General features: G+C 70.7%; 21 protein-coding genes. All 21 read right to left on the bottom strand.

From position 1 onward, the window contains the following. A complete protein-coding gene (locus E5F05_RS01565; protein WP_244944467.1) occupies positions 1 to 1,503 on the bottom strand; it encodes a phospholipase D-like domain-containing protein in 1,503 nt (500 codons plus the stop codon). Then, positions 1,500 to 2,225 carry an SDR family oxidoreductase gene (locus E5F05_RS01560; RefSeq protein ID WP_146719730.1) on the bottom strand — a complete coding sequence of 242 codons (726 nt, stop codon included), beginning with the start codon at positions 2,223 to 2,225 and terminating at the stop codon, positions 1,500 to 1,502. The genes E5F05_RS01565 and E5F05_RS01560 overlap by 4 nt, the downstream gene beginning before the upstream one ends. Beyond that, the gene (locus tag E5F05_RS01555) at positions 2,222 to 2,758 is read right to left on the bottom strand and encodes a dTDP-4-dehydrorhamnose 3,5-epimerase family protein (RefSeq protein ID WP_146719729.1); all 537 of its coding nucleotides are present in this window, start codon (positions 2,756 to 2,758) and stop codon (positions 2,222 to 2,224) included. Before E5F05_RS01555 ends, E5F05_RS01560 begins: the two co-directional genes overlap by 4 nt. Continuing rightward, positions 2,755 to 3,657, bottom strand: a complete 903-nt coding sequence (gene rfbA, locus E5F05_RS01550) for a glucose-1-phosphate thymidylyltransferase RfbA (protein WP_146719728.1) — start codon at positions 3,655 to 3,657, stop codon at positions 2,755 to 2,757. Before rfbA ends, E5F05_RS01555 begins: the two co-directional genes overlap by 4 nt. Continuing rightward, the gene (rfbB, locus tag E5F05_RS01545; RefSeq protein ID WP_146719727.1) at positions 3,654 to 4,721 is read right to left on the bottom strand and encodes a dTDP-glucose 4,6-dehydratase; all 1,068 of its coding nucleotides are present in this window, start codon (positions 4,719 to 4,721) and stop codon (positions 3,654 to 3,656) included. The genes rfbA and rfbB overlap by 4 nt, the downstream gene beginning before the upstream one ends. Further along, positions 4,714 to 5,991 (bottom strand): glycosyltransferase, encoded by a 1,278-nt coding sequence (locus tag E5F05_RS01540; RefSeq protein ID WP_244944466.1) that lies wholly within the window; start codon positions 5,989 to 5,991, stop codon positions 4,714 to 4,716. Before E5F05_RS01540 ends, rfbB begins: the two co-directional genes overlap by 8 nt. 34 nt (positions 5,992 to 6,025) lie before the next feature. Next, the gene (locus E5F05_RS01535) at positions 6,026 to 7,165 is read right to left on the bottom strand and encodes an FAD-dependent oxidoreductase (RefSeq protein WP_146719726.1); all 1,140 of its coding nucleotides are present in this window, start codon (positions 7,163 to 7,165) and stop codon (positions 6,026 to 6,028) included. After that, positions 7,158 to 7,853, bottom strand: a complete 696-nt coding sequence (locus E5F05_RS01530; protein WP_146719725.1) for a class I SAM-dependent methyltransferase — start codon at positions 7,851 to 7,853, stop codon at positions 7,158 to 7,160. The genes E5F05_RS01535 and E5F05_RS01530 overlap by 8 nt, the downstream gene beginning before the upstream one ends. Then, the gene (locus tag E5F05_RS01525; protein WP_146719724.1) at positions 7,853 to 9,004 is read right to left on the bottom strand and encodes a type III polyketide synthase; all 1,152 of its coding nucleotides are present in this window, start codon (positions 9,002 to 9,004) and stop codon (positions 7,853 to 7,855) included. Before E5F05_RS01525 ends, E5F05_RS01530 begins: the two co-directional genes overlap by 1 nt. 360 nt (positions 9,005 to 9,364) lie before the next feature. Then, complete coding sequence (locus tag E5F05_RS01520) at positions 9,365 to 10,729, bottom strand: hypothetical protein (RefSeq protein WP_244944475.1); 1,365 nt, start codon at positions 10,727 to 10,729, stop codon at positions 9,365 to 9,367. Positions 10,730 to 10,740: 11 nt separating this feature from the next. Next, positions 10,741 to 11,433, bottom strand: a complete 693-nt coding sequence (locus tag E5F05_RS01515; protein ID WP_146719722.1) for a VWA domain-containing protein — start codon at positions 11,431 to 11,433, stop codon at positions 10,741 to 10,743. Positions 11,434 to 11,448: 15 nt separating this feature from the next. Beyond that, positions 11,449 to 13,566 carry a transglycosylase domain-containing protein gene (locus tag E5F05_RS01510; protein ID WP_146719721.1) on the bottom strand — a complete coding sequence of 706 codons (2,118 nt, stop codon included), beginning with the start codon at positions 13,564 to 13,566 and terminating at the stop codon, positions 11,449 to 11,451. A gap of 30 nt (positions 13,567 to 13,596) precedes the next feature. Continuing rightward, the gene (locus tag E5F05_RS01505; RefSeq protein WP_146719720.1) at positions 13,597 to 13,875 is read right to left on the bottom strand and encodes a hypothetical protein; all 279 of its coding nucleotides are present in this window, start codon (positions 13,873 to 13,875) and stop codon (positions 13,597 to 13,599) included. Between the two features lie 128 nt (positions 13,876 to 14,003). Then, complete coding sequence (locus E5F05_RS01500; RefSeq protein WP_146719719.1) at positions 14,004 to 15,002, bottom strand: PIG-L deacetylase family protein; 999 nt, start codon at positions 15,000 to 15,002, stop codon at positions 14,004 to 14,006. Between the two features lie 34 nt (positions 15,003 to 15,036). Then, positions 15,037 to 15,714 carry a DUF1345 domain-containing protein gene (locus E5F05_RS01495; protein WP_146719718.1) on the bottom strand — a complete coding sequence of 226 codons (678 nt, stop codon included), beginning with the start codon at positions 15,712 to 15,714 and terminating at the stop codon, positions 15,037 to 15,039. After that, positions 15,711 to 17,009 carry a sensor histidine kinase gene (locus E5F05_RS01490; RefSeq protein ID WP_146719717.1) on the bottom strand — a complete coding sequence of 433 codons (1,299 nt, stop codon included), beginning with the start codon at positions 17,007 to 17,009 and terminating at the stop codon, positions 15,711 to 15,713. The genes E5F05_RS01495 and E5F05_RS01490 overlap by 4 nt, the downstream gene beginning before the upstream one ends. 11 nt (positions 17,010 to 17,020) lie before the next feature. Then, entirely contained in the window at positions 17,021 to 17,692 is a 672-nt protein-coding gene (locus tag E5F05_RS01485; RefSeq protein WP_146719716.1) for a response regulator transcription factor, read from the bottom strand. Beyond that, complete coding sequence (locus E5F05_RS01480; protein WP_129117265.1) at positions 17,689 to 18,354, bottom strand: phosphatase PAP2 family protein; 666 nt, start codon at positions 18,352 to 18,354, stop codon at positions 17,689 to 17,691. Before E5F05_RS01480 ends, E5F05_RS01485 begins: the two co-directional genes overlap by 4 nt. A 67-nt stretch (positions 18,355 to 18,421) precedes the next feature. Beyond that, positions 18,422 to 19,174, bottom strand: a complete 753-nt coding sequence (locus E5F05_RS01475; protein WP_129117264.1) for an ABC transporter ATP-binding protein — start codon at positions 19,172 to 19,174, stop codon at positions 18,422 to 18,424. After that, complete coding sequence (locus tag E5F05_RS01470; protein ID WP_129117263.1) at positions 19,171 to 20,997, bottom strand: branched-chain amino acid ABC transporter ATP-binding protein/permease; 1,827 nt, start codon at positions 20,995 to 20,997, stop codon at positions 19,171 to 19,173. The genes E5F05_RS01475 and E5F05_RS01470 overlap by 4 nt, the downstream gene beginning before the upstream one ends. After that, complete coding sequence (locus E5F05_RS01465; protein WP_129117262.1) at positions 20,994 to 22,043, bottom strand: branched-chain amino acid ABC transporter permease; 1,050 nt, start codon at positions 22,041 to 22,043, stop codon at positions 20,994 to 20,996. The genes E5F05_RS01470 and E5F05_RS01465 overlap by 4 nt, the downstream gene beginning before the upstream one ends. Between the last annotated feature and the right edge of the window lie 509 nt (positions 22,044 to 22,552).

Below are 22,552 nucleotides of genomic sequence, written 5' to 3'. Positions count from 1 at the left end.
CTACGGCCGCAACCACCAGGGCAGGGTCACGGGTCTGGCCTGCCGCCACTCGTCCTCGAAGGTCGCCTGCACCGCGCCCACCGCCGCCGGGTCGCTGGTCGCCAGGTCGTACTCGGTCAGGCCGCCGGGGCCGAAGGACGAGAAGTGCAGGTTGGTGCTGCCCACCACCGTCATCGCGCCGTCGATGATGGCCGCCTTGGTGTGCAGGCGGTGCCCCGCCCAGCGGGCTTCCAGGCAGTCCTGCAACCCCAGGGACCGCAGTTCGGCCTGCACGCTGCCCAGCAGGGTCAGCGCCTCGACCTGGAGGACCGGGGTCTGGTCCAGCACCAGCCGGACGTGGACATGCCGCTCGCGGATCGCGCCCACGATGGCCTGCCAGACCGGCAATCCGTGTTGCGCCAGAGGACAGCCGCCCGGAGTGGTCAGGCTCAGGTCGCAGGTCAGGTCGCCGCTCACCTGTGACTGGAGCAGGTCGATGCGCGTCTGGGCAGCACCGAACAGGGCGGTCAGGGCCGTATCGCCTGCCGGAAAGCCGTTGCGGCGGTAGAGGCCATACACCCGCGCCTCTCCGGCCTTCTCCGGCGGGCCGAACCAGACGAGCGGGTAAGCCGGGGCCGGGCCGCCGAGGTGGCAGTCCTGCCGCACGGTTGCCGCCGCCGCGTTCGCCGTGCAGGAAAGCTCTCGGCTGCTCTGCCAGGCGTCGCGGAACGCCGCTGCGGCCTGTCGCGCGACCGGGCCGCGTACCCGCAGGCCCAGGTCGGCCAGCGCCTGCCCGCCCGGCGTGGACGCGGGCAGGTGCATGGTGCTGATGTTGAAGCCGCCGGTCGTCACGTCATCCCCGTCCACCACCAGCAGCTTCATGTGGCTGTGCGGAAAGGCGTAGCGGTAGTTGGCGACTTCGAGCTTCCAGCCCGGTTCGGGTGCGCCGTTCAGCGACAGGCCCGCATCCAGCAGGTCACGGGCCGCGTTGAACACGTTGGCCGTGGGGTCCAGGGGACTGTCGAAGCGCACGCTGTTGCCCAGCAGAAGCCGCACGGTCAGGCCCTGCGGGTAAGCCTCGGGATGTGCCCGAACCCGGCGGTGTAGGTCGGCCAGGGCCTGCGCCAGCAGCGTGCCCGGCGCATTCTGGCCACCGTCCCAGACCATGTTGGCGATCAGGACCTCGCGCCGCGCGCCGCGAATCTGGTCGGCCAGCGCGGGATAACTGCCGGAGCCGGAGGGTTCGTCGCCCGGAAAATGCAGCAGGTTCTCGAAGCGGTTGCCGCAGCTCAGCGCCGCGCCTTCATCAAGCAGGTGGTCATACAGAAGCTGATCGAGGGGAGCAGTGGGCCGGGGACAGTCCTGGGCCGTTCCCAGACCATCCAGCGCCCCGGCATCGGGTGGGGGGAGCGTGCCGCGCAGGAAGCTCAGGCCCGCGACCCGCACCTCACCGAAGGAGGCGGGCTGGGCCGCCGCGGGGAAGCCCAGCAGGGCGGCGGCCAGCCAGCCCAGCACACGGTTCACCGCCCCGACCACTCTGCTTTCAGGCTGGCCCAGCGGGCGGTCTTCAGGCTCACGTCGGCGGGCAGGTGAAGGGAAGTTTCGTCCCGGCGGCCCTCGCGCACCAGGGGGCTGCGTCGCCGGGCGAGTTCGAAGACGCTCTTGCGCTCGGTGACGATGTGGAGGATGGGATCACGGATCTCCAGCGCGTGCTCGACCGCCAGGGCGATCTCCGGGGCGATCACGTCGAGGTAGTCCTGCCCGGTGTACAGGTCGCTGAACGCGGCCGCATGGGGAAAGGGCGAGGGCCGGAAGCTGGTGCGGAGAATCAGATGCGCCGGACTCAGGCGGGCCGCCTCCTCAGCCACCAGCTTGGTCAGGCCGTAGTAGGTCGTGGGGATGCCCGGCGGGTCATCCTCCGCGTAGTCGCCGCGCTGGCCGTCGAAGACGTAATCGCTGCTGAGGTGGACCAGTTTGGCACCCACCTCGCGGGCCGCCTGGGCGACGTGCCGGGTGCCGTTCACGTTCACGTTCCAGCAGCGGGCACGCTCCCGCTCGGCCGCCGCCACGTCGGTGAACGCCGCCGCGTGGACGATGACGGCAGGCTGCACCTCGCGGACCATCCGCAGGACACTCCCCTCATCGGTCACGTCCAGCTCCTGGGAGGTGGGGCAGAGCAGGTCCGGCAGCAATCCCCGCAGCACCCGGCCCAGACGCCCACTCCCGCCCGTGAGCAGCCGCCTCATCCCCGGTCCTCCTCCCACAGCTCGGGGCCGAAAAAGTCCCAGGGCAGACGGCCCTCGTTGGGGTGGGCGGGGTCGAACTGGGCGTCCACGGCGTAGAGCAGGGTGGCGCCCTGCGGCCCGGCACGGAACCCGTGGGCGACGCCGCTGGGAATCATCAGCAGGGTGGGGGCCTCGCCGCTGAGGATCATGGAACGGCGCACGCCGCTACTGGCACTCTCCGCCCGGACATCCACCAGCCACACCAGGAGCTGCCCGGCGAGCACGCACCACAGCTCGTTCTGCTCGGCCAGGGGGTGCAGGTGAAAGGCGTTGAGGCGGCCGGGGGCGGCCCAGGACACACTGAACTGCCGGGGCGTGAACAGTCCCGGCAGGCCCTGCACGCCCTCCTCTCCCAGCCGCAGAACCTCCATGAAGGCGCCGTTCTCGCCGCGCAGCTTACGCAGGGGGAAGGTCCACACCCCGCTGATCTCGGGGGCCGCCGGGTACGTCTGGAAGGTGAGGGCGGCGGCCACCTCGTCCCGCAGACGGCTCACGGCTGACCGTCCCTGTCTGCGCCCTGCACGATCCGGCGCAGGTACTCCGCGTAGGGCCCCGGGCCCAGGCGCCGGGCGCAGGCCAGCACGCCCTCGCGGTCCAGCCAGCCCTGCTGCCAGGCGACCTCCTCGGGGCAGGCGAGTTTCAGGCCCTGGCGGCGCTCCAGCGTCTGCACAAAGGAGGCCGCCTCCAGCAGGCTGTCGTGGGTGCCCGCGTCCAGCCAGGCAAAGCCGCGGCCCAGGCGCTCGACTGTGAGCTGGCCGCGCTCCAGATAACAGCGGTTCAGGTCGGTAATCTCCAGTTCACCCCGCGCCGAGGGCCGCAGTTCCCTCGCCATATCCACCACCTCCGGGCCATAAGCGTACAGTCCGGTGACCGCGTAGTCCGACACGGGCCGCGCGGGTTTTTCCTCCAGCGAGGTGACCTGGCCCGCCGCACCGAAGCCCACCACCCCGTAGCGCCCCGGTTCGCTCACCCGGTAGGCGAAGATGGTCGCCCCTTCCCTTCGGGCGTGCGCGGTATGCAGGCGGCCCGCCAGATCGTAGCCGTAGAACAGGTTATCGCCCAGGATCAGGGTGCAGGCGCGGCCCTCCAGAAAGCGTTCGGCAAGCAGCAGGGCCTGGGCGATGCCGCGCGGCTCGGGCTGCACGGCGTACGTGAGCCGCAGCCCCCACTGCTCGCCGCTGCCCAGCAGTTGCTGAAAGCGCGGCACGTCGGCGGGCGTGGAGATGACCAGAATCTCGCGCAGGCCCCCCAGCATCAGCGTGGTGAGCGGGTAGTAGATCATCGGCTTGTCGTACACCGGTAGGAGCTGCTTGGAGACGGCCAGCGTCGCCGGGTAGAGCCGGGTCCCCAGGCCACCGGCCAGGACGACGCCGCGGCGGGGCGGGAGACTCACGGTTCGCCCTCCGGCTTTCCGGGCTGGGTGAGGCGCTCGGCGTACTGCCGCCGGTAGTACTCACGGAAGTCGCCCTCGCGGATGGGTCGCCACCACCACCCGTTCTCCGCGTACCAGCGGGCCGCTTCCGTCACCGCCTGGATCGGCGTGAACCGGCACAGCCAGCCCAGAGCGCGCACCTTGCCGGTAGCCACCGCATACCGCCGGTCATGTCCGGGGCGGTCCCCGACATGCCGGATCAGCCCCCGGTCCCCGCCCAGGGTGTCCAGCACCGCGCAGGCGAGGTCCAGGTTGGTCAGTTCCGTGCCGGTGCCCACGTTGTAGACCTCGCCGGGCTGGCCGGAGCGCAGAACCGCCGCGATGGCCGCGCAGTGGTCACGAACGTGCATGTAGTCGCGCTGTTGCAGGCCGTCACCGTAAAGGGGGAGCGGCTCGCCCCGCAGGACACTGGTGGCGAACAGCGGCAGAACCTTTTCCGGGTACTGATAAGGCCCCACGGTGTTCGAGCCGCGCGTGACCGTGACCGCCAGCGCGTAGGTGGCGTGGTAGGCCAGCGCCAGGTGGTCGGCGGCAGCCTTGCTGGCCGCGTAAGGGCTGCGCGGGGCCAGCGGGTCCCCCTCGGCGCGGCGCTCGCCTGCGGGCACGTCGCCGTACACCTCGTCGGTCGAAACCTGATGAAAGCGCAGGCCCAGTTCCCGGGCGACCTCCAGCAGCGCGTGGGTGCCCCGCACGTTGGTGTCGGTAAAGAGGAGCGGCGCCGCGATGGACTGGTCCACGTGCGACTCCGCCGCGAAGTTCACGAGGGTGGTCACGCGCTCCTCCAGGCAGGTCCGCCGGACCCGGGCAAGGTCCGCGATGTCCCCCACCATGAGGTGGAGGTCGGGCCGGTCCCACAGCTCCGCCAGGTTCTCGCGGCGTCCCGCGTAGGTGAGTTTGTCGTAGACCACCACCCGCGTTCCGGGGACGTTCTCCAGCCACCAGCGCACGAAATTGCTGCCGATGAACCCGCAGCCCCCGGTGACCAGCAGCACCGCTCCGGCGCCTGTGCCCGCAGCTTCAGCCATGCCGCTCCCCCTTGCGCGCGATCAGGGCCTCCAGCAGGTCCGCCGCCTCCCGCGGGGCGTTGTGGGCGCGCAGCTCCGCGCCCAGCTTCCCGGCCCGTTCGCGAAACCGCCCGTCGTCCAGCAGCGTCCGCACCGCCCGGCGCACCCGCTCCGGCACGGGCCGGTCGGTCCTGAGGTTGAGGCCCACTCCGGTGTGGGCCACGCGGGCGGCCACCTCGGCCTTGTCCTCGCTGCGGCCCGCGACCACGCAGGGGACGCCGCACGTCAGCGCCTGCTGCACGCCGCCGTAGCCGCCGTTGGTCACGTACACGGCGACGTGGGGCAACAGCCGGGAGAAGGGGACAAAGGGCGTCACGCGCGCATTGTGGGGCAAAGGACCGGGCAGGACCTCCTCACGTACCCCCGCCGCGACCACCAGCACGTCCTCGCCCGCCAGCGCCTCCAGCGCCGGGGCGATCAGGTGCCGGGGGTCGGTGGCGAGGGTGCCCTGCGTGACCAGGACCACCGGACGTTCTGCGGCCAGCACTTCCGGCCACCACTCCGGCAGTGGGCGAGCCGGGCCTTCGGGAATCAGGGGACCGATGAAATGCAGTTGCGGGGGCAGGTCGCTCCGGGGGTACTCGAACGCGGGGACCGTGGGTTGCAGCATCAGGCTGGGCGCGACCGGGGGAACGAAGGCCCGTGGCGGCAGGCCCAGACGGCGGCAGATCGCTTCCAGTTCGCGCGAGACGGTGCCGAAGATCACCCGCCGCGTGGCCCAGGCCAGCAAGCCGTTACGAAGATGACCCAGCGGTGAGGCGTCCGGGGCGAGGCCCAGCCCGAAGGGCGCGGTGTCCCGGCTGGGGATGCCCAGCGGCAGCACGCCCAGCAGGGCGCAGGGGGGACCCCCGAGTTCCTCGTGCAGCAGGGCCGCCGCGACCGTCTGGTCGGCCAGCACCAAATCGTACGGCCAGCCGCGCGCCACATCCCGCAGGTCTTGCCGTTGCCCCTCGATCTGCCCCACGAAGATGTGCCGGACATCGAACTGGAGCTGACGCAGGCCGCGCCGCTGGTCCCTTCCCGGGAAGGCCGAGCCGAAGTCCGCGTCGTCGTAGTCGCGGGCGTGGACGAAAGGTTCCCAGGTGGCGCCGCTGCCCTCCACCTGCCGGGCATACTTGCGCCCGGTATACCAGCGCACTCCATGCCCCCGCGAGCGAAGTTCCCGGACAATCGGGACCAGGGGCAGCACGTGTCCGGCGATGGGTTGTGAGGCGATCAGGATGTTTGGCAAGAGAGCCTTTCTCTGGGAGTGCAGTACCTTCCCCTCACAGCCAGCCCATCGTAAAGGCCCGCGCCAGCAGGGGCTGGACGGGAGGCGAGAGGAGGCCACGCAGCGCCTCTTCCCGCACGCGCCGCGCCCCTCCACGGGCCGGGCGTCCGAACAGCATATTGAACTCGGCCTGCCGGGTGGCGAGCCGGGCGAACCGGAGCCGCCGTCGCTCGTAGCGCCGCAGCGCCGGTCCCGCAGCCGCCAGGTCTGCCACGGCCTCTTCCAGCAGCGGCGCGAGCGCGGCCGCGTCCAGCCAGCCCAGGTTCATGCCCTGCCCCCCGATGGGGCTGACCTCGTGCGCCGCGTCGCCGACCAGCAGCACCCGGCCCGCCACCAGCCGGGCGGCCAGGTGGTGCCGCACCTCGAAGGCGCTGAGCATGGTGCACTCCCCTGCCGGAAGGAAAAAGCCGGTGCGGCCCTGCACCAACGTCCCGAGGTCGCGCGCCTGCGCCCCGCCGCGCAGCGTGGCCGTGCGGACGACCCAGCGCCGCTGCCAGCCCGGCAGGGGAAAGGACTCCACCACGCCCGCCCCGGTCAAAAAGATCACCGCCGCGTCACCGAAAGCGGTGGTGTCCGGGAAATCCCCCATCAGGTACTTGTCCGCGTAGGTGCCGCCGGGATAGCCGATGCCCGCCAGTCGCCGGACCAGGCTGCGCCGACCGTCGGCGCCCACCACGAGGCGGGCCTGGACAGTCCGCGCCCGTCCGTCTGCCCGAAAGGTCACGGCCACGTGCGAACCGCAGTCGTGCAGCGCCCGCACCTCGGCCCCCCCCCGCAGGACCCCCGGGGCGAGGTCCTGAAGACGGCGCTCCAGCAGACGCTCGGTGTCCCGCTGGGGCAGCGAGAGGATGAAGGGGTAACGGGGTGAGGCGGCGCGGAAATCCAGTTCGCCCAGCAGGCCCTCCTCGCCGCGCACCAGGCCACGGGTGATGCGGACCCCGGCGTCCAGCAGGGGCTGGGTCAGTCCTGCGGGCTCGAACGCCTCCAACGCTGGCGGATGGATGCCGATGGCGCGCGAGTGGACGCCCGGCTCCGCGCGGCGCTCCAGCACCTGAACCCTCAGCCCCCGCTGCGCCAGCAGGCACCCGAGGAACAGCCCGACCGGGCCGCCCCCCACGATCAGCACGTCAAGCATTCGGCCCCGTGTAGGTCAGCAGGTAGCGAAAGGGAAAGAGGGGCCGGACTGCCCAGCCCGGGGGGACGAGCGCCGCGAGTTCGGCCGCCGTATAGCTGCGCCGGATCGACAGCAGGCCGTCCTCGTGGATGAAGGTGCCGGGAAAGAGCCGCGCCCCCACGCTGAACAGGCGGTAGGCCAGCGGACTGCGGGCCAGGTCGCTGTGGAGCACCCGGACGCGGCACAGCCGCTCGCTGTCGCGCAGCAGGGCGACCAGTTCCGGGTCGGTGAGGTGGTGCAGCAGGTGGTTGGAGGTGACGAAGTCGAACCGCTGGCCCTCCCGCACCAGGTCGCCGCTGAGGGCCTGCCGGAACTCGACGCCGGGCTGAGCAAGGGGCGAGGCGTAGGCGACGGCGCGTTCGTCGGCGTCAATGGCGGTCACCCGCAGCCGCAGCCCGTCGCGCCGTGCCCAGTGGGCCAGCCGGAGCGGCACGTCCCCGCCGCCGCAGCCGATGTCCAGCAGGGTCATGGTCCGCCCGGGGGAGAGCCGGGGCCGCAGTTCCCGCAGGTACACCTGTCGCCAGCCTGCCACCAGCGCGTTAACGGTGGCGAACTGCGCGTAGGTGCGCCTCAGCGTGGGCAGGTCGCAGTCCGGCTCGTCCATGCGCTCATGCAGGTCCGCGGCCCGCCGCGAGAAATCCAGTCCCATCAGTCCAGCCCCGAGAACTTCGTCAGCAGGCCCGATTCGACCGTCAGACCCGGACCAAAGGCCATCGCGCACACGCGCCCCCGGTCCCCCGCCCCTCCTTCGTCAGCACTGCGCAGCAGGTCCGCCAGGATAAAGAGGACCGTCGCGCTGCTCATGTTACCGTAGCGCCGCAGCACCTCGCGCGAGGGCCGGAGCTGGTCGTCACTCAGGCCCAGACTCCCCTGCACCTTGTCGAGAATGCTGCGCCCGCCCGGGTGGATGGCCCAGTGCTCCACCTCGCGGTGCGGCGCCCCTGCCAGGGCGGCTTCGTGGGCCAGCAGCGGCAGCAGCGCACCCTGGATATGCGCCTCGATGATGTCGGGGACGTAGGTGCTCAGCACCATGTCGTAGCCCTGGTCACCGATGGTCCAGGCCATGTCGGCCTCGCCCACCCCCGGCGGGGTGAGGGTCGTCTCGAAGTGGTCCATCCGCAGGGCGGGCGTCCCGGCAGCGGGTGGCCGGGCACTGATCAGGGCGGCGGCGGCCCCGTCGGCAAAGACCGAGTTGGCGATCAGGGTATCCGGGTCGTCCGCCGAGTGCATGTGGATGGTACACAGCTCGGCACAGACCACCAGGACCACTGCGTCCGGGTCGGCCTCGCAAAAGGCCCTGGCCATCTTGAGCGCGGGGAAAGCGGCGTAGCAGCCCATAAATCCGACGTGAAACCGCTGCACGTGGGGGGCGAGCCCCAGCGCCCGCACGACGGCGTAATCCGGGCCAGGGGCGAAGAAGCCCGTGCAGGACACGGTCACGACGTGGGTAATGTCCTGGGCCTTCAGGCCGGGGCAGGCGGCGAGAACCTGCCGGGCCGCCCTCACGAACAGTTCCGCCGCGTGAACCGTGTAAAAGTCGTTGCGTGCCCCGGTGCCGGGCGTGAGCATCCGGCCCGTGGCCGGGTCGTAGAACAGGCCGGGGGCGTCGTCCGGTCCCCCCAGGAAGTCCCTGACCACGCTATGCCGCTGATCGATGCCGGACGCATTGAAGATGGCGGTGGTGAGCCGCTGGCCCAGCCGGTCGAGTTCGGGCTGCGCGCGGATCACGTCGCGGATGACCCGTTGGGGATAAACGGTATCCGGCACGACCGCCGCGATGGCATGGACGAAGACAGGCATAGGCCAGGGTAACGGGGGAAGCTGACGCGGGCCCGTTCGCTTCAGCTTGTATAAGGCCGGTGGGGTGCCGCAGGTGGAGCGAGGGGCTGAGCGCGGTGTGGACCGCTGCCGTTCCCCCAACCCTTGCCGCACTGCGTCCGGGTCATACCGGCTGGCTCTGATTCCAGAACATCCGGAAAAGCGCCGGATGTTCACGTGGTCCCAGGCTCAGGGGCGGCTCCTCGCCTGTCTTGCCGCAGCGTGACGTAGGCCGACCCGCTCATGGTCCATCGCCGCCAGCCGGTAGTGTTTGCTGCTCGCTCTGCTGCGCAGCTTTGCAAGTCCGCTCGGTTGATTCTCGCGAAGGGGCGCAATTTGGTATCACAGGAACCGCAGCAGGCCCGTTCGCCGCTGGGGGTGCTGGGCGGCCTGCACCTGCCGGGCGAACTCCTCCAGCGCGTCCTGAAGGTGCCGCGCGTCGCGGACGAGGCCCGCGCCGATGGTCTGCACCTGCGTCTCACGTTCCTGTTCCCAGTGGTTCAGGACCCGTTCGTTGAGGCGGGCATGGTCGGGGCCGGTCACGTCGCGCGGCGGGGCGAGGCGGTCACGGGCGGCTTCCAGGTAGGCGACGGCGTCGGCGGCGCGGGCGACCTCGGCATAGTCCCGGGTCTGCTTGAGCTGCGCGACCCGGGCGGCCAGGCGCTCACGTTCCAGTACCCCGCGCGCCCGTTCGCGTCCCTGAAGCAGCGCCGCCGCCGCCGCCATCCCCACCAGCGCGAGCGTGAAGGCCAGCAGCGACCAGTGCTGCGGGACGGCGTTCGTGTCGCCCGCCGTGCTGAGGTCCGTCAGCTGGCTCTGCTGCGCGGCGTTGGCGGCGATCTGCTGGGTGACGCGCAGGATGCCGTCCCAGTTCAGGTAGCCCTCGACCCCCAGGTACAGCAGGGTGACCCCGACGATCCCGGCGATGTACCCGGCGGGGCGAGCCATGCCCGGGGTCTTCTGCGCGAGCTTGGCGCGGTAGGCGAGTTCTTCCACCAGCCACAGCAGCAGCACGCTGAACATCACCCCGGCGGTCAGCGCGATCAGGGTCAGGTACAGGCGGCTTTCGGGGTTGAACAGCAGGTTGATGCTCACGCCGCTGAGCAGGCCCACGAAGAACTTGCTGAAGACCGCGAAGGCGTTGAAGACGCGCTTGCTGCCCGTCTGTGTCTCGGGCGGGCGCAGGGGGTGGCCTTCCCGCGCCAGGTCCGCCAGCGCCTGCTGCTGGTAGAAACTCTCGGCGCTGTGGGTGTCGGGCCGGGCGCCGTGCAGGGTCAGCACGTCGAAGCGGGCCTGCCGCGCCTCCTCGATCTGCTCGGTCGCCTGGGTGTACTCGCGCTCCACGTTGCCGCCCGCCTCGTTCATGAAGCGCAGGTGCGCCTCCTGCCGCGCCCAGCTTTCGCGGACCCCCGCGCCCGTCTCGGCCAGCACGCGCGTGAGCCCGGCGCGGGCGGCCGCGTAGTTCACCCGGTACTGCTCCACGTTCAGCCGCAGCACCCGCGCCCGCGTGGTGAGCGCCCCGCGCGCCGCGTCGTCACCGACCAGCGGCAGCTCGCGCGTCAGCTCCTCCAGAAAGGCGGCGAAGTGATCCGGCGGCAGCACCGGCATGAACTGCTCGGCGGTGAGGGGGTCGGGGTGCGGCAGCGCGGCCTCGTACTCGCCGGGCCGTGCGGGGGGCGTGGCCGTTTCCGGGGTGGGCCGGTCCATCTCGTTCACCGCTATTTCCTCGCTTTCTGCACGGCCTGCGCGAAGGTCGGATAGACGTTGCTCAGGTCGTAGGCGCCCGCCATCAGCACGCGCGGGTCGTCCGCGCCTTTCCCCAGAGCCTTCACAAAGGTGTCGCGGATGGAGTCGCCCCCCGCGCCCTTTTCGGGACTCAACCCGGCGAAGAAGACGGTGCGGGTGTCCGGGCCGTTCAGCAATCCCTGCACGGTGCTCCCCAGGGACGCGCGTCTGGGGTCGTCCAGCAACGCGCCGTCGGTGAACAGCACCACCACGTCACGGACCCCCGCCGTGCGCGCCGTCGCCGTTTTGGCCTGCGCGAGCGCCGCCGTGATGGCGCTCCCCTTCCCGGTGCAGGGCTGCGTCAGCGCGGCGGTGTAACGCAGGATGTCGGCCTTGCCCAGCCGCGCCCCGTTCTTGGACTGGAAGCGGAAATCCGCGACGGTCTGCACGCCGCTACATACGCGCAGCAGCGTCACGGTGTCGCCCGAGCGCACCTGGTTGAGCAGGACGCTCTGCGCGAGCAGCCCGGCCTGTTTCGCGTACCCGTAGGCGGGATTCTTGCTGCTGCCGGTCATGTCGGCGGCGACGACGATGTGGAGGGGCGGGGTGCTCAGCCCCAGCAGGGTGGACGCGCTGAGCGGCACGGGCGCCAGCAGCGGGAGGAGGGGGAGGAAGGACACGGGCATTCGGACTCCTTGGAATCAGCGGTTGGGAGAGGGAGGAGGGGGATTCTGCACATTGGCGCCAGGCGCGGGGACGGCCACGCCGCCCACCCGCGTGATGCCCCCCGGCACATCGAGGCTTGTCACTGTATGCGGCAGCTCGCGCAGCAGCCCGATTTCGCGGCAGGCCGCCTGGTCGCGGTAGAGGTCGGCGGGCACGCTCTGCACGCCCTGGGGATCACCGATCCAGACGCCCATCGCGTACTGGGGCGTGACCCCGGCACACCAGGTATCGCGCACGTCGTCCGTCGTGCCGGACTTGGCGCCGAGCGGCACGGCGGTCCCCAGCAGGCGCTGGGACAGGGGCGCGCGCAGGAAGTGGACGTGTCCCGCCGGGTCGTTCACCGCGCCGGTCAACATGTCGAAGGTTTCATACGCGACGGCCCCGCTCCACAGCGGCACGCAGGCCCGGCGTGGCAGCGGCAGGGGACGGCCCGAGCGGTCATACGCTTCCGCGAGCAGGTGCGGCTGGCACAGCTCGCCGCCATTGGCGAAGCTGGCATAGGCGGCCGCCACCCCCAGCGGCGAGGAACGGTAGGTGCCCAGCGCCGGACTGGAGTGGTTGTTGGTGTCCTCGGCGTAGCCGACGCTCTCCAGCACGCGCCGCAGCGCCGCCTCCCGTTCGGTCCCGACCTGCACGGCGACCGTGTTCAGGCTGCGGGCGTTGGCCTCGCGCACCGTCACGGCGCGGTTCAGGAAGGTGCCGGAGTTGTTGCGGATGGCCTGCCCGGCGTAGTTGGTCGGCGCGTCCCGGAAGGTGCTGAGCTGGCTCAACCCTTCCCCGAACGCCGTGGCGTAGAGCAGCGGCTTGACCGTGCTGGCCACCGGACGGCGGGCGGTCGCCGCCCACTGTTTGCCCGGCTGGCTGCTCTGGTCGCCGCCCGTGCTGCTGGCGAGCGCGAGGATGCCGCCCCCCTGCACGTCCACGACGGCGGCCCCCTCGGCCACCCCGGCGGGCCTCTGTCCGGTGGCCCCGTTGCCGGTCACGCGGCGGACCAGCGCCGCCTGCGCCGCGCCGTCCAGCGTCAGCACCACCCGCCCGACGCGCCGGGGGTCCAGCCCCGCCGCCCGCAGTTCGCGCCGGACCAGTTCCTGAATGGCCCACACCGGCTCCGGCTCGCTGCGGTAGTCCGGGTTGCGGGCCGCGCTGACGACCCGCAGGTCGGGACCGCCCCCCGCGTATTCCACGCGCCAGAGGCGGGGCTGGAGCGGCTCCGCTGCTGCCCGCGCGTACTCGTCCTCGCGGATCAGGCCGTGTGAGCGCAGGATGTTCAGCGTGAGGAGCTGCTGCGTCCGCATCCAGCGGAAGCGGGCGGTCGCCTCCTCAGGTGGGGTCGTCTCGGTCACCAGGTAGCGGCCCGGCGCGGGGAGCAGACCCACCAGAAAGGCCGACTGCGCCAGCGTCAGGTCCGCCGGGTCCACGCCGAAGACGCTGCGGGCCGCGTCGTAGATGCCCTTGCGCTGCCCGATGCCCAGCCAGGGCAGGCTGTTCACGCTCATCGCCAGCACCTCGCGGGGGCCGTAACGCCAGGTGACGAGGGGCGCCAGCACGAATTCCGTCGCCTTGCGGGTCAGCACCAGCCCCAAGCCCCGGCGCCCGGTGTCATAGTCGAAGTGGCCCGCCAGCACGTTGTTCTTGAGCAGTTGCATCGTGATGGTGCTGCCGCCCGCGCCGCTCAGGACCGCGCGGGGCAGGCGGCCCAGGTCCACGCCCGGATGCGAGAAGAAGCGCACGTCCTCCTTCGCCACGTAAGCGAGCAGGAACGCCCGCGATACGCCGGTCAGCGGCACGCTCAGCGACTCGCGGCACGGCACCGCGTTGACCGCCGCGTTTTCCCGGCAGTGGTCGATCACGCCCAGCGCCTCGCCCCGGCGGTCCTGCACCTCGATGGGTTGCAGTTCCGCCCGCAGGTTCCAGACCCGCCCGAAAGCGCCGGTGGCACTGGCCCCGGCCACCCCCAGCGCCAGCATCCCCAGCGTCGCCACGCCGACCCCGGCCAGTCCGGCCCGCGCCGCCCGCCGCAGCGTCCAGGGCCGCCGCCCGTGGGTGACGAAGGGGGTACGCGGCCAGGGCGTCAGGCGCCGCCAGAGCTTCAAGCGTTCACCCCGCCGCACGGCGCCCGCCGCTCAGCGGACCGCATCCGCCACACCCGCCGCCGCCGAGCGGAATTGCGCGTCCCGTGAGAGCTGGTTCGCCAGGCCCGACACCCCGACCAGCAGCAGCAGCACGGTGCCCAGCACGGCCAGCGCGGTGACGGCCGTCGCCCAGGGGGACCCGGGCAGGCGGCGGGCCGGGCGGGCCGATTTCTCCCGCTTCTCGCGGCGGGGCGGCGCTGCCGGGGCGGCGGGCGGGGTCAGGGAAGGCAGGCCCGAGGAATACGGTCGGGGCTTGCGGACGAAGCTCATGGCGCGAGTCTAGAGGCGGCAGATGAGTGATGCGTTCAGCCCTGGAAGACGTGGTGGACAGGACCCGGCCGCTGGATGGGGCTGGTGGACGGGCGCGCGTGATGGGAAGCCTGCCTCGGGGAGCGGGGTCACGGCCCGGCGCGTGAACGTTGCGGGGCCTGGCCCTGTTCGGGGAGCGGTTCGGGGCTGAGGAGTTCGTTCTGCCGCACGAAGGCGTGCATGAAGCGGCCCAGCACGCGCGTCTGGGTCCGGTAGGTGCCCACGGCCTCCAGCTTGCGCTGCTCCTGCGCGGCCGTCAGGTCCACCCGTTCCCAGGGGAGCCGTGCAGCGAGAGGAGGCAGCGTCAGCGGCAGATTGGTGTGCAGGCCCTTGGGCAGGGGCCACTCCAGCCCGCCGTGGACCACCCAGAAACGCAGGCGGTCTTCCTGTTGCCGTGCGCTCATCAGGCGCAGCGCGATGAAGGACAGCGTGTGATGATCCGGGTGGAAATCCTGTGGGGCGGGGGCCAGGACCACGTCCGGCCGCACCCGGTCCAGCACCCGCAGCAGATCGGTTTCCAGCGCCCGGCCGGTGTAGGGCGCACCGGGGGTCAGGGCGCCGCGCACGTACACGGCCGACGCGCGGGTGCGCGGCGAGGTGTAGGGTTCGGCGTAGTTGGTGGTGAACAGGCGGAAGAGCCCACCATCCGGGTAGCCCAGCATGAAGGTCCGCGTGGGCGGCACGCCCAGCACGGCGGCGGCCCGCTGGGCTTCCTCCACGCGGAGGTCCCCCAGGCGGCGCATCTGCTGCGGACCGGGACGCAGCGTCTTCTGCGTGAGGACCGCGTCGAACTCGAAGCCGTCCCCGGCGGTGGCCCAGGCGATGAAGACCTGCGCTCCGGCGCTCTCTGCCTGCTGGATCATTCCGGCGCAGCACAGCGTCTCGTCGTCGGGGTGCGGCGAGAGCACCAGCACCCGCTGGCCTGGCCGGAAGGGGGACACGGCGGGGAGAGCGGCGACGCGGTCGGCACTGCGGTCGAACACCCGGCCGACCAGCGGCAGGTTGATCCAGGCGGCCAGCGCGAGCAGAGTCAGGAGCAGCGTGCCCAGGAGGACAGGCCGGGCAGGGGGTCGTCTGAGTCGGGGCATTCGGGATCATCTCTCTTGGGGGCGGTTCACCGCTTCACTTCAGGATATTGACGGCGCGGCTGGCGACCAGCACCACCGTCAGCATGGAGGTCGCGGACTGAATCGTCATCAGCAGCTTGATGCGGCGGGTGAGGGGCATGGTGTCGGTGGGGCTGAACGCGGCGGCATTGGTAAAGGCCACGAAGAGGTAATCGAGGTATTCAGGCCGCCAGGCCGGGGCCAGGGCGGGCGCGTTCGTCTGCGGGAACAGGAAATCCAGCGGTTGCCCACAGCGGCGGCGAAACAGCGGCCCGCCCTGATCCAGTTCCCAGTACCACAGCGAGAAGACCAGCACATTGGTGACCCAGATGTTGAGGGCCCCGGCCAGCAGGTTCACGCCGGACGTGCCCTGCCCGCTGAGCAGGCTGAGGATCAGCAGCACCAGCGAGGCCAGGTTGGTGAAGTGCAGCAGGCCGATCAATCCCAGCGCCAACCAGCGCGTGAGGCGGAACAACGCCACAGGTGGCTGTCCCAGCCGGTGAACCCGCCAGCGTTCCCGGCCCCGCAGGAAGCTGAGGGGCAGCAGCAGCAGCAGTTCCAGACTGGGCAGCAGCCAGGTCGGACCGAAGGTGAGCTGTTCACTCAGCGCCAGGTTCAGGCCGATCACCGCGACGATGACCAGCCGGGCGGGCCACAGCGACTCCGGCGGGGCGGGGGAGTCAGGGAGCGTCATGGGTTCACCTCCGGGAAGTGGAGGGTGACCGTGAAGCCCGGCGCCGCCCACCCCGGCCGCAGGTCCGCCTGCCAGCGCCGGGCCAGCGCGGCGACCACGGCCAGCCCCAGGCCGCTGCCGGAGATGCCCTGTACCCCGGGACCGCGCTCCAGCGGCCGCAGCAACCGCGGCCAGTTCTCGCGCGGCGGGCCGGGGCCGTCATCCGCGACGCTGAGTTCCCGGGGCCGCACCCGCAGCGTGACCTGCGAACCGCCGTACTTCAGGGCGTTCTGGAGCAGATTCACGGTGGCCTGCCGCACCCCTTCCGGCTCGGCCTGGACCCAGCTTTCTTCCACGTCCAGATGCAGGGTCTTCCCCGCCGCGCGGAACTCGGGCCGCAGGTCCTCGGCCACCGCCAGCACCGTCCCGGCGAGGTCCACCGGTTCCAGCAGAGGGGGAGCGTCTGCCCGGGCGAGGCTGAGCAGGCCCTCGCTCAGCGCGCGCAGCGCCCCGATCCGTTCCTGAAGTTGCAGCAACCCGGCCCGGTAGGCCGCCGCGTCGCGGGGCCGGTCCAGCAGCAGTTCCACCCGCCCGGCCAGCGTGGTGAGGGGGGTGCGGAGTTCGTGGGCGGCCATGCGCGCAAAGCTCTTTTCATGCTCGATGGTGCCCTCCAGGCTGCCCAGCATCGCGTTCACGGTGGTGGACAGGCGGGTGAGTTCGTCGCCGCCGGGGGCGACCGGAACGCGCTCCCGGTACGCGCCGCGCCGGGCGATGCTGGCCGCCGCCAGCGCCACCCGGTCGATGGGCTTCAGCGCGCGGTCGGCCAGCAGGTAGCCGCCCAGACAGGACAGCACGATCATCAGCAGGGCCGCGCCGACCAGGACGCGCGCCAGCGTTTCGAGCAGGCCGCTCAGCAGGTCGGTGGGCCGCAGCACCCGCAGCCAGCCCCCCCCGGCCAGGGGCACGGTATAGACCCGCCAGTCCTGCACGGTCTGGAAACCGGGCCGGGGTGAGCCCAGGTTCAGCTTCTCCTTGTCCCCGGCCTGGGCCGTGACCTGCCCCCGGGCATCCAGCAGCTCCAGCGCGAGTTCACTCCGCACCTGGAGATCGGCGGCGAAGCGGGCGGCCCCGTCTTCACGCTCGATGTTGCCGACCACGATGGCGGCGGTTTCCTCCATCGTCGCGTCCAGCGAGCGGGTGAGTTCCGTGGACGCCACCAGATAGATCAGGGCCGCGCCCAGCAGGCTCGCCAGGATGAATACCAGCGCATAGCCCAGGGTGAGTTTCAGGCGCAGGCTGAAGACCGGGAACTTCAAGGCCGTCTCCCTCAAGGCAGGGCTCCCAGGCGGTAGCCCACGCCGCGCACCGTCCCGATCAGCCCCTCTTCCGTCTTGCGGCGGATGGTGCTGACATACACGTCGATCACCTTCGGTTCCACCCCCTCCTCCCCGTCCCAGACCCGCTCGATGATCTCGTCCCGGGTAAAGGTGCGGCCCGGATGGTGGGCCAGCAGTTCCAGCAGGGCGTACTCCTTGCGGGTCAGGTCACAGCGCGCCCCGCTGCGGTAGACCTCCTTCGCCGTCAGGTCGAGCAGAAAGCCGCCGGACAGGGGGAGCGTGTTGTGGGCGTACCCGCCTGCACGGCGCAGCAGGGCGCGAACGCGGGCGCGCAACTCCTTGAAGGCGAAGGGTTTCACGAGATAGTCGTCTCCCCCAGCTTCCAGACCCTCCACCCGGTCCTCCACCGTGCCCCGGGCCGTGAGGTAGAGCACCGGCGCGGTGAAACCCGCAGCCCGGAGCCGCTGGCCCAGGCGGTAGCCCGCGTCGATCCCTTCGGGCAACATCACATCCAGAATCAGCAGGTCGTGCGGGAACAGCCCCGCCAGCGAGAAGCCCTCCTCGGCGCTGCCCGCGTGATCCACCGCGTACCCGTCCTCGCGCAGCCCGTCGCGCAGCAGTTCGGCGATGTGCGGGTCATCCTCGACGAGGAGGAGTCTCATGTCGGCTGCCCTGCTGAAGGCCGTCCCTTAAAGGGCTGAAGCAGGCTATAGACGCCCAGCACCCAGGCCAGCCCACTCAGCCACCCCGCCAGCACATCCGTCGGATAATGCACCCCCAGATAAAGTCTGGAGAAGCCCACCAGCCCACTGAACAGCACCCCCAGCACCACCACCAACCAGCGGTACGGGGTCCGCCAGCTGAACAGAATCAGTGCCGTCACAAAGGCCGCGCTGTACATGCTGTGTCCACTGGGAAACCCGTAGTCCTGTTCCTGCACCAGTCTCGGCCACAACTCCGGGCGGGGTCGCTGAAAGATCAACTTCATGATCAGGTCCAGCACGGCCGCACCCGCCACACTCAACCCCCAGAAGAGGGCCAGGGAACGCTTTTTCAGCCATAGGAACAGCAGGAGCAGGGCGCTGAGGGGGGCGATGACGCTGACGCCGCCGAGGGTGGTGAACAGCAGGGCGAGGTGATCGAGACTGGGGGAGGCGTGGCGGTGGAGGGCGAGGAGGAAGGGGGTTTCGAAGGCGAAGCGCTGCTTTTCGAGGACGTCTTCGGCGATGAAGCCGACGATCAACAACGGGAGGAGGATACCGAGGAACAGGCGCAGCAGGGCAAGGGGGCGAACCGAACGGCGGTGAGACAGCAGGGTGCTCATGCCCTCAGCCTGCCCCCAATAGGTATAGCCTCGGTATACCCCCCAGGCCGCACGCTGGTTCTCCTCCCTACGCCCCCAGATAACTGGCGCCGAGGGTCTGATCGCGGGCGAGTTCGGCGGCGGGACCGTGCCGTTTGACCTGTCCGGTTTCCAGCACGTACGCTTCGTCACTGATCGCCAGACTCGCCCGGGCGTTCTGTTCGACCAGCAAGACGGTCACCCCGTCCGCCTTCAACCCCTGCACGATCCGCAGAATGTCGCGCACGATCAGCGGCGCCAGGCCGAGGGAGGGTTCATCCAGCAGCAGCAGCCTGGGTTTGCCCATCAGGGCGCGGCCGATTGCCAGCATCTGCTGCTCCCCGCCCGAGAGGGTGCCCGCCAGTTGCGTGCGGCGCTCCAGCAGCCGGGGAAACCGGGCATAGACGTTCTCCAGGTCCGCGCGCCAGTTCTCGCGGCGGCGACTGTAGGCGCCCAGTTGCAGATTGTCCTGAACGGTCATCGAGGCAAACAGGTCGCGCCGTTCGGGAACGAGGCTGATCCCCCGGGCCACCCGCGCTTCGAGGGGCACCCCCTTCAGGGACTGACCCCGGTAAATGATCTCTCCGCTGGAGGGCAGGACCCCCATGATGGAGTTCATCAGCGTGGTCTTGCCCGCGCCGTTCGCCCCAATCACGCTGACGATGTGTCCGGCGGGCACCTGAAGGCTTACGCCGTCCAGCGCCTCCACCCGTCCGTAGCGGGTGTGCAGGTCACGCACCTCCAGCAGCAGGGGCGCGTCCTGCGGGCGGAGGGGCCGCGGCTGGGGCTCTGCCCCCGTCATGCCGCCCCCCCGGCCAGGTCCTCGGTCAGGTCCACCCCCAGGTAGGCCTCGCGGACGGCGGCATCGGCGCGAATCTCGGCGGGGGTACCTTCGGCCAGTTTCTCGCCGTAGTTCATCACCACCAGGCGGTCCACCAGGCTCATCACCAGGTCCATGTCGTGTTCGACGATCAAGATGGTCACCCCCTCGTCCCGCAGCCTTTTGAGCAGCGCCACCAGTTCCATCTTCTCGCCGTAACGCAGTCCGGCCGCCGGTTCGTCCAGCAGCAGCAGCGTGGGATCGGCGACCAGGGCGCGGGCCACTTCCAGAATGCGCTGCTGGCCCAGCGCGAGGTTCCCGGCCAGCGTGAAAGCCTGATCCCCCAGCCCGACGCGCCGGAGTTGCCGCAGCGCCTCGTGTTGCAGCGCGGCTTCCTCGCCCCGTTCGAGGTGCAGCAGGCTGGCGACCATCCCGGCCTGCCCGCGCGCGTACCCGCCCATCATCGTGTTCGCCAGCAGGGTGAGGTCGGGCAGCAGGTGAACATGCTGGAAGGTGCGGGCGACCCCCAGCCGGTGAATCTGGGCCGCGCTCAGCCGGGTGATGTCCTGCCCGGCAAAGACCACCCGGCCGCTGGTGGCCGGATTGACGCCGGTGATCAGGTTGAACATCGTGCTCTTGCCCGCGCCGTTCGGCCCGATCAGCCCCAGGATTTCCCCGGCCCGCAGCTCGAAGGACACGTCGTTGACCGCGCGCAACCCGCCGAACTGCTTGACCGCGTGTTCGACCTGCAACAGGGGGGCGCCCGGCTGAGGCATCGCGCGTTCGGGCAGCCGCACCCGTTCCGGCAGCAGCCGCACCCCCTCCGGCGGCAGCAGCCGTTCCAGCAGGGGCCACAGGCCGCGCCGGGCGAATTGCAGCGTCAGGATGATCAATACGCCGAAGACGATCACCTCGAAATTGCCCTGGGCGCCGATCAGGGCGGGCAGCAGGTCGCGGAGCCACTCCCGCAGCAGCGTGATCAGGGCCGACCCCAGCACCGCCCCCCAGACGTACTGAGAGCCGCCCACCACCGCCATGAACAGGTACTCGATGCCCGCTTGCAGGCTGAAGGGCGTGGGGTTCACGAACCGCTGGCTGTGGGCGTACAGCCAGCCCGCCAGCGACGCCATCAGCGCCGCCAGCACGAACACCTGCACCCGCAGCCGGAAGGCGTTGACGCCGAAGGCTTCCGCGACCACCGGCCCGCTCCGCAGTGCCCGCATCGCCCGCCCGACGCGGCTGGAGAGCAGGAACTGCGCCCCCAGCGCGACCAGGCCCAGCGCCACCAGCGCAAGGTAGGCGAAGGTGCGCGGCGAGGTGAGACTCAAACCGAAGAGACTGATCGGGGGAATATCGGTGATGCCGGTGAACCCGCCCAGCGCCGGGGTGTTGCCGAAGATGTAATACAGGCTGATGCCCCAGGCAATCGTCGCCAGCGGCAGGTAATGCCCCTGCATCCGCAGCGTGATCAGCCCCAGGAAGAGGGCGATCAGCGCCGTGACCGCGAAGCCCGCGAAGAGGGTCAGCCAGGGCGTCCAGCCCGCCTGGGTGGTCAGGACCGCCGTCGTGTAGGCCCCGAGGCCCATGAACGCCGCCTGCCCGAAGGAAGTCAGGCCCAGGATGCCCGTCAGCAGCACCAGACCGATGGCGACGATGGCGAAGATGGCGATATTCACCAGCAGCGTGACCTGAAAGAGCGGCAGCACCAGCGGCAGCAGCAGGGCCACCACCACCGCCAGCCCGGTCAGCAGCATGCGGACGGGGAAGCCGGAACGGGCGGGGGCCGGAGAGTCGCTGCGCGTCATTCTTCATCCTCCGGGATGTGCCGGGTGGTCAGCGACCGCCACAGCAGCACGGGCAGGATCAGCGTGAACACGATCACTTCCTTCCAGGCCGACAGGCTGAAGGAAGCAAAACTCTCGATCAGACCGACCAGCAACGCCCCCGCCGCCGCGAGCGGATAACTCACCAGCCCGCCGATGATCGCCCCGATAAACCCCTTGAGGCCGATCAGGAAGCCGGAGTCGTAGGTCATGGCGACGCTGGGACCGATCAGCACGCCGCCCAGCCCCCCGATCAACGCCGCCAGCGTGAAGGTCAGCATCCCCGCCGAGGAAGGGCTGATGCCGACCAGCCGTGCCCCCAGCCGGTTGACGGCGGTGGCGCGCAGCGCCTTGCCCGGCATGGTGCGCTCGAAGAAGAAGTACAGCCCCAGCATCAGCAGGGCCGACACCAGGATCACCAGCAGGCTCTGCTGACTCAGGGTGACCTGCCCGAGGGTGACGTTCCCGGGAGCGAAGGGCGGCGTGCGCGAGCCTTCCGGCCCGAAGAACACCAGCGCCAGCCCGGTCAGCACCAGATGCAGCGCCACCGAGGCGATCAGCAGCACCAGCACGGTGGCGTTCTGGAGCGGCTGGTACACCGTGCGGTAGACCAGCGGCCCCAGGGGGGCGACCAGCAGCAGCGTCAGGAGGACCTGCACCCCCAGGGGCGGTTTGAGCGGGACGATCCAGCCCGCCAGGGCCCAAAGGGCGGCCCCGAGCAGCGCCGCGCCCAGCAGGGTCAGCAACCCCCGGCCGGTCTGGCCGCGCCTGGCCTGCGTGAAGGCTTCCATCAGCGCCGCGACACCCAGCAGCACCAGCAGCAGGGACAGGGTCCCCGGCACCTTGCCCAGTTGCAGGGAGGCGAGCGTCAGCGTGCCGAAGACGACGAACTCGCCCATCGGGATGAAGATGATGCGCGTGACGGCGAACACCAGCACCAGCGCCAGCGCCAGCAGCGCGTACACCGCTCCGTTGGTCAGCCCGTCCGCCGCCAGAATCGGAAAAATCGTGGGGTCGAAGATCTGCATATACCTGAAGCCTTTCCCTCCGGTGAGGCCTGCCCGGAACCGGCGCGGAACGCGGTCCGGTCGAGAAACGGGCGAACGTGAGAACTCTGGTCAAATGGACGGCGAACTTCTCCCGGTGTCGCGTGTCGCCCGGGTACGGACGACCCCCGACCTTCTCTCCTTTCGGCAGAGGCGCCGGGCCTGATGGACTTGCGGCACACTCTGGACATACTTCTCGGTCGGTTGCTCCAACAGTCTGCGGCATGAGGTGAGGAGAAGGCGCGCCCGCAGCCTAACCCAGTCCGGAAGCCGGGCGGGGCGGGACACGCGCGGGGGGCGCGGGACCTGGCGTTCCGGGCACAGGCGGTTGCCCGGGGACTCACTGCCCACCCGGGCTTCAACGGTGCTGCGGCCCGCCTGCTCCTGCCGGTGCAGCCGCCGGTTGGCCGCGCCGGGAGGCGTTCCTGCGGGTCAGCGACCGGCTCAGGTCAGCGGACGCTATACCGCTCTTTAACCTTTCCGTCTCAGAG

The sequence above is a fragment of the Deinococcus metallilatus genome, from assembly GCF_004758605.1.
In the GTDB taxonomy this organism is placed as follows: Bacteria; Deinococcota; Deinococci; order Deinococcales; family Deinococcaceae; genus Deinococcus; species Deinococcus metallilatus.
This window is presented reverse-complemented; position numbering and strand designations above follow the sequence as displayed.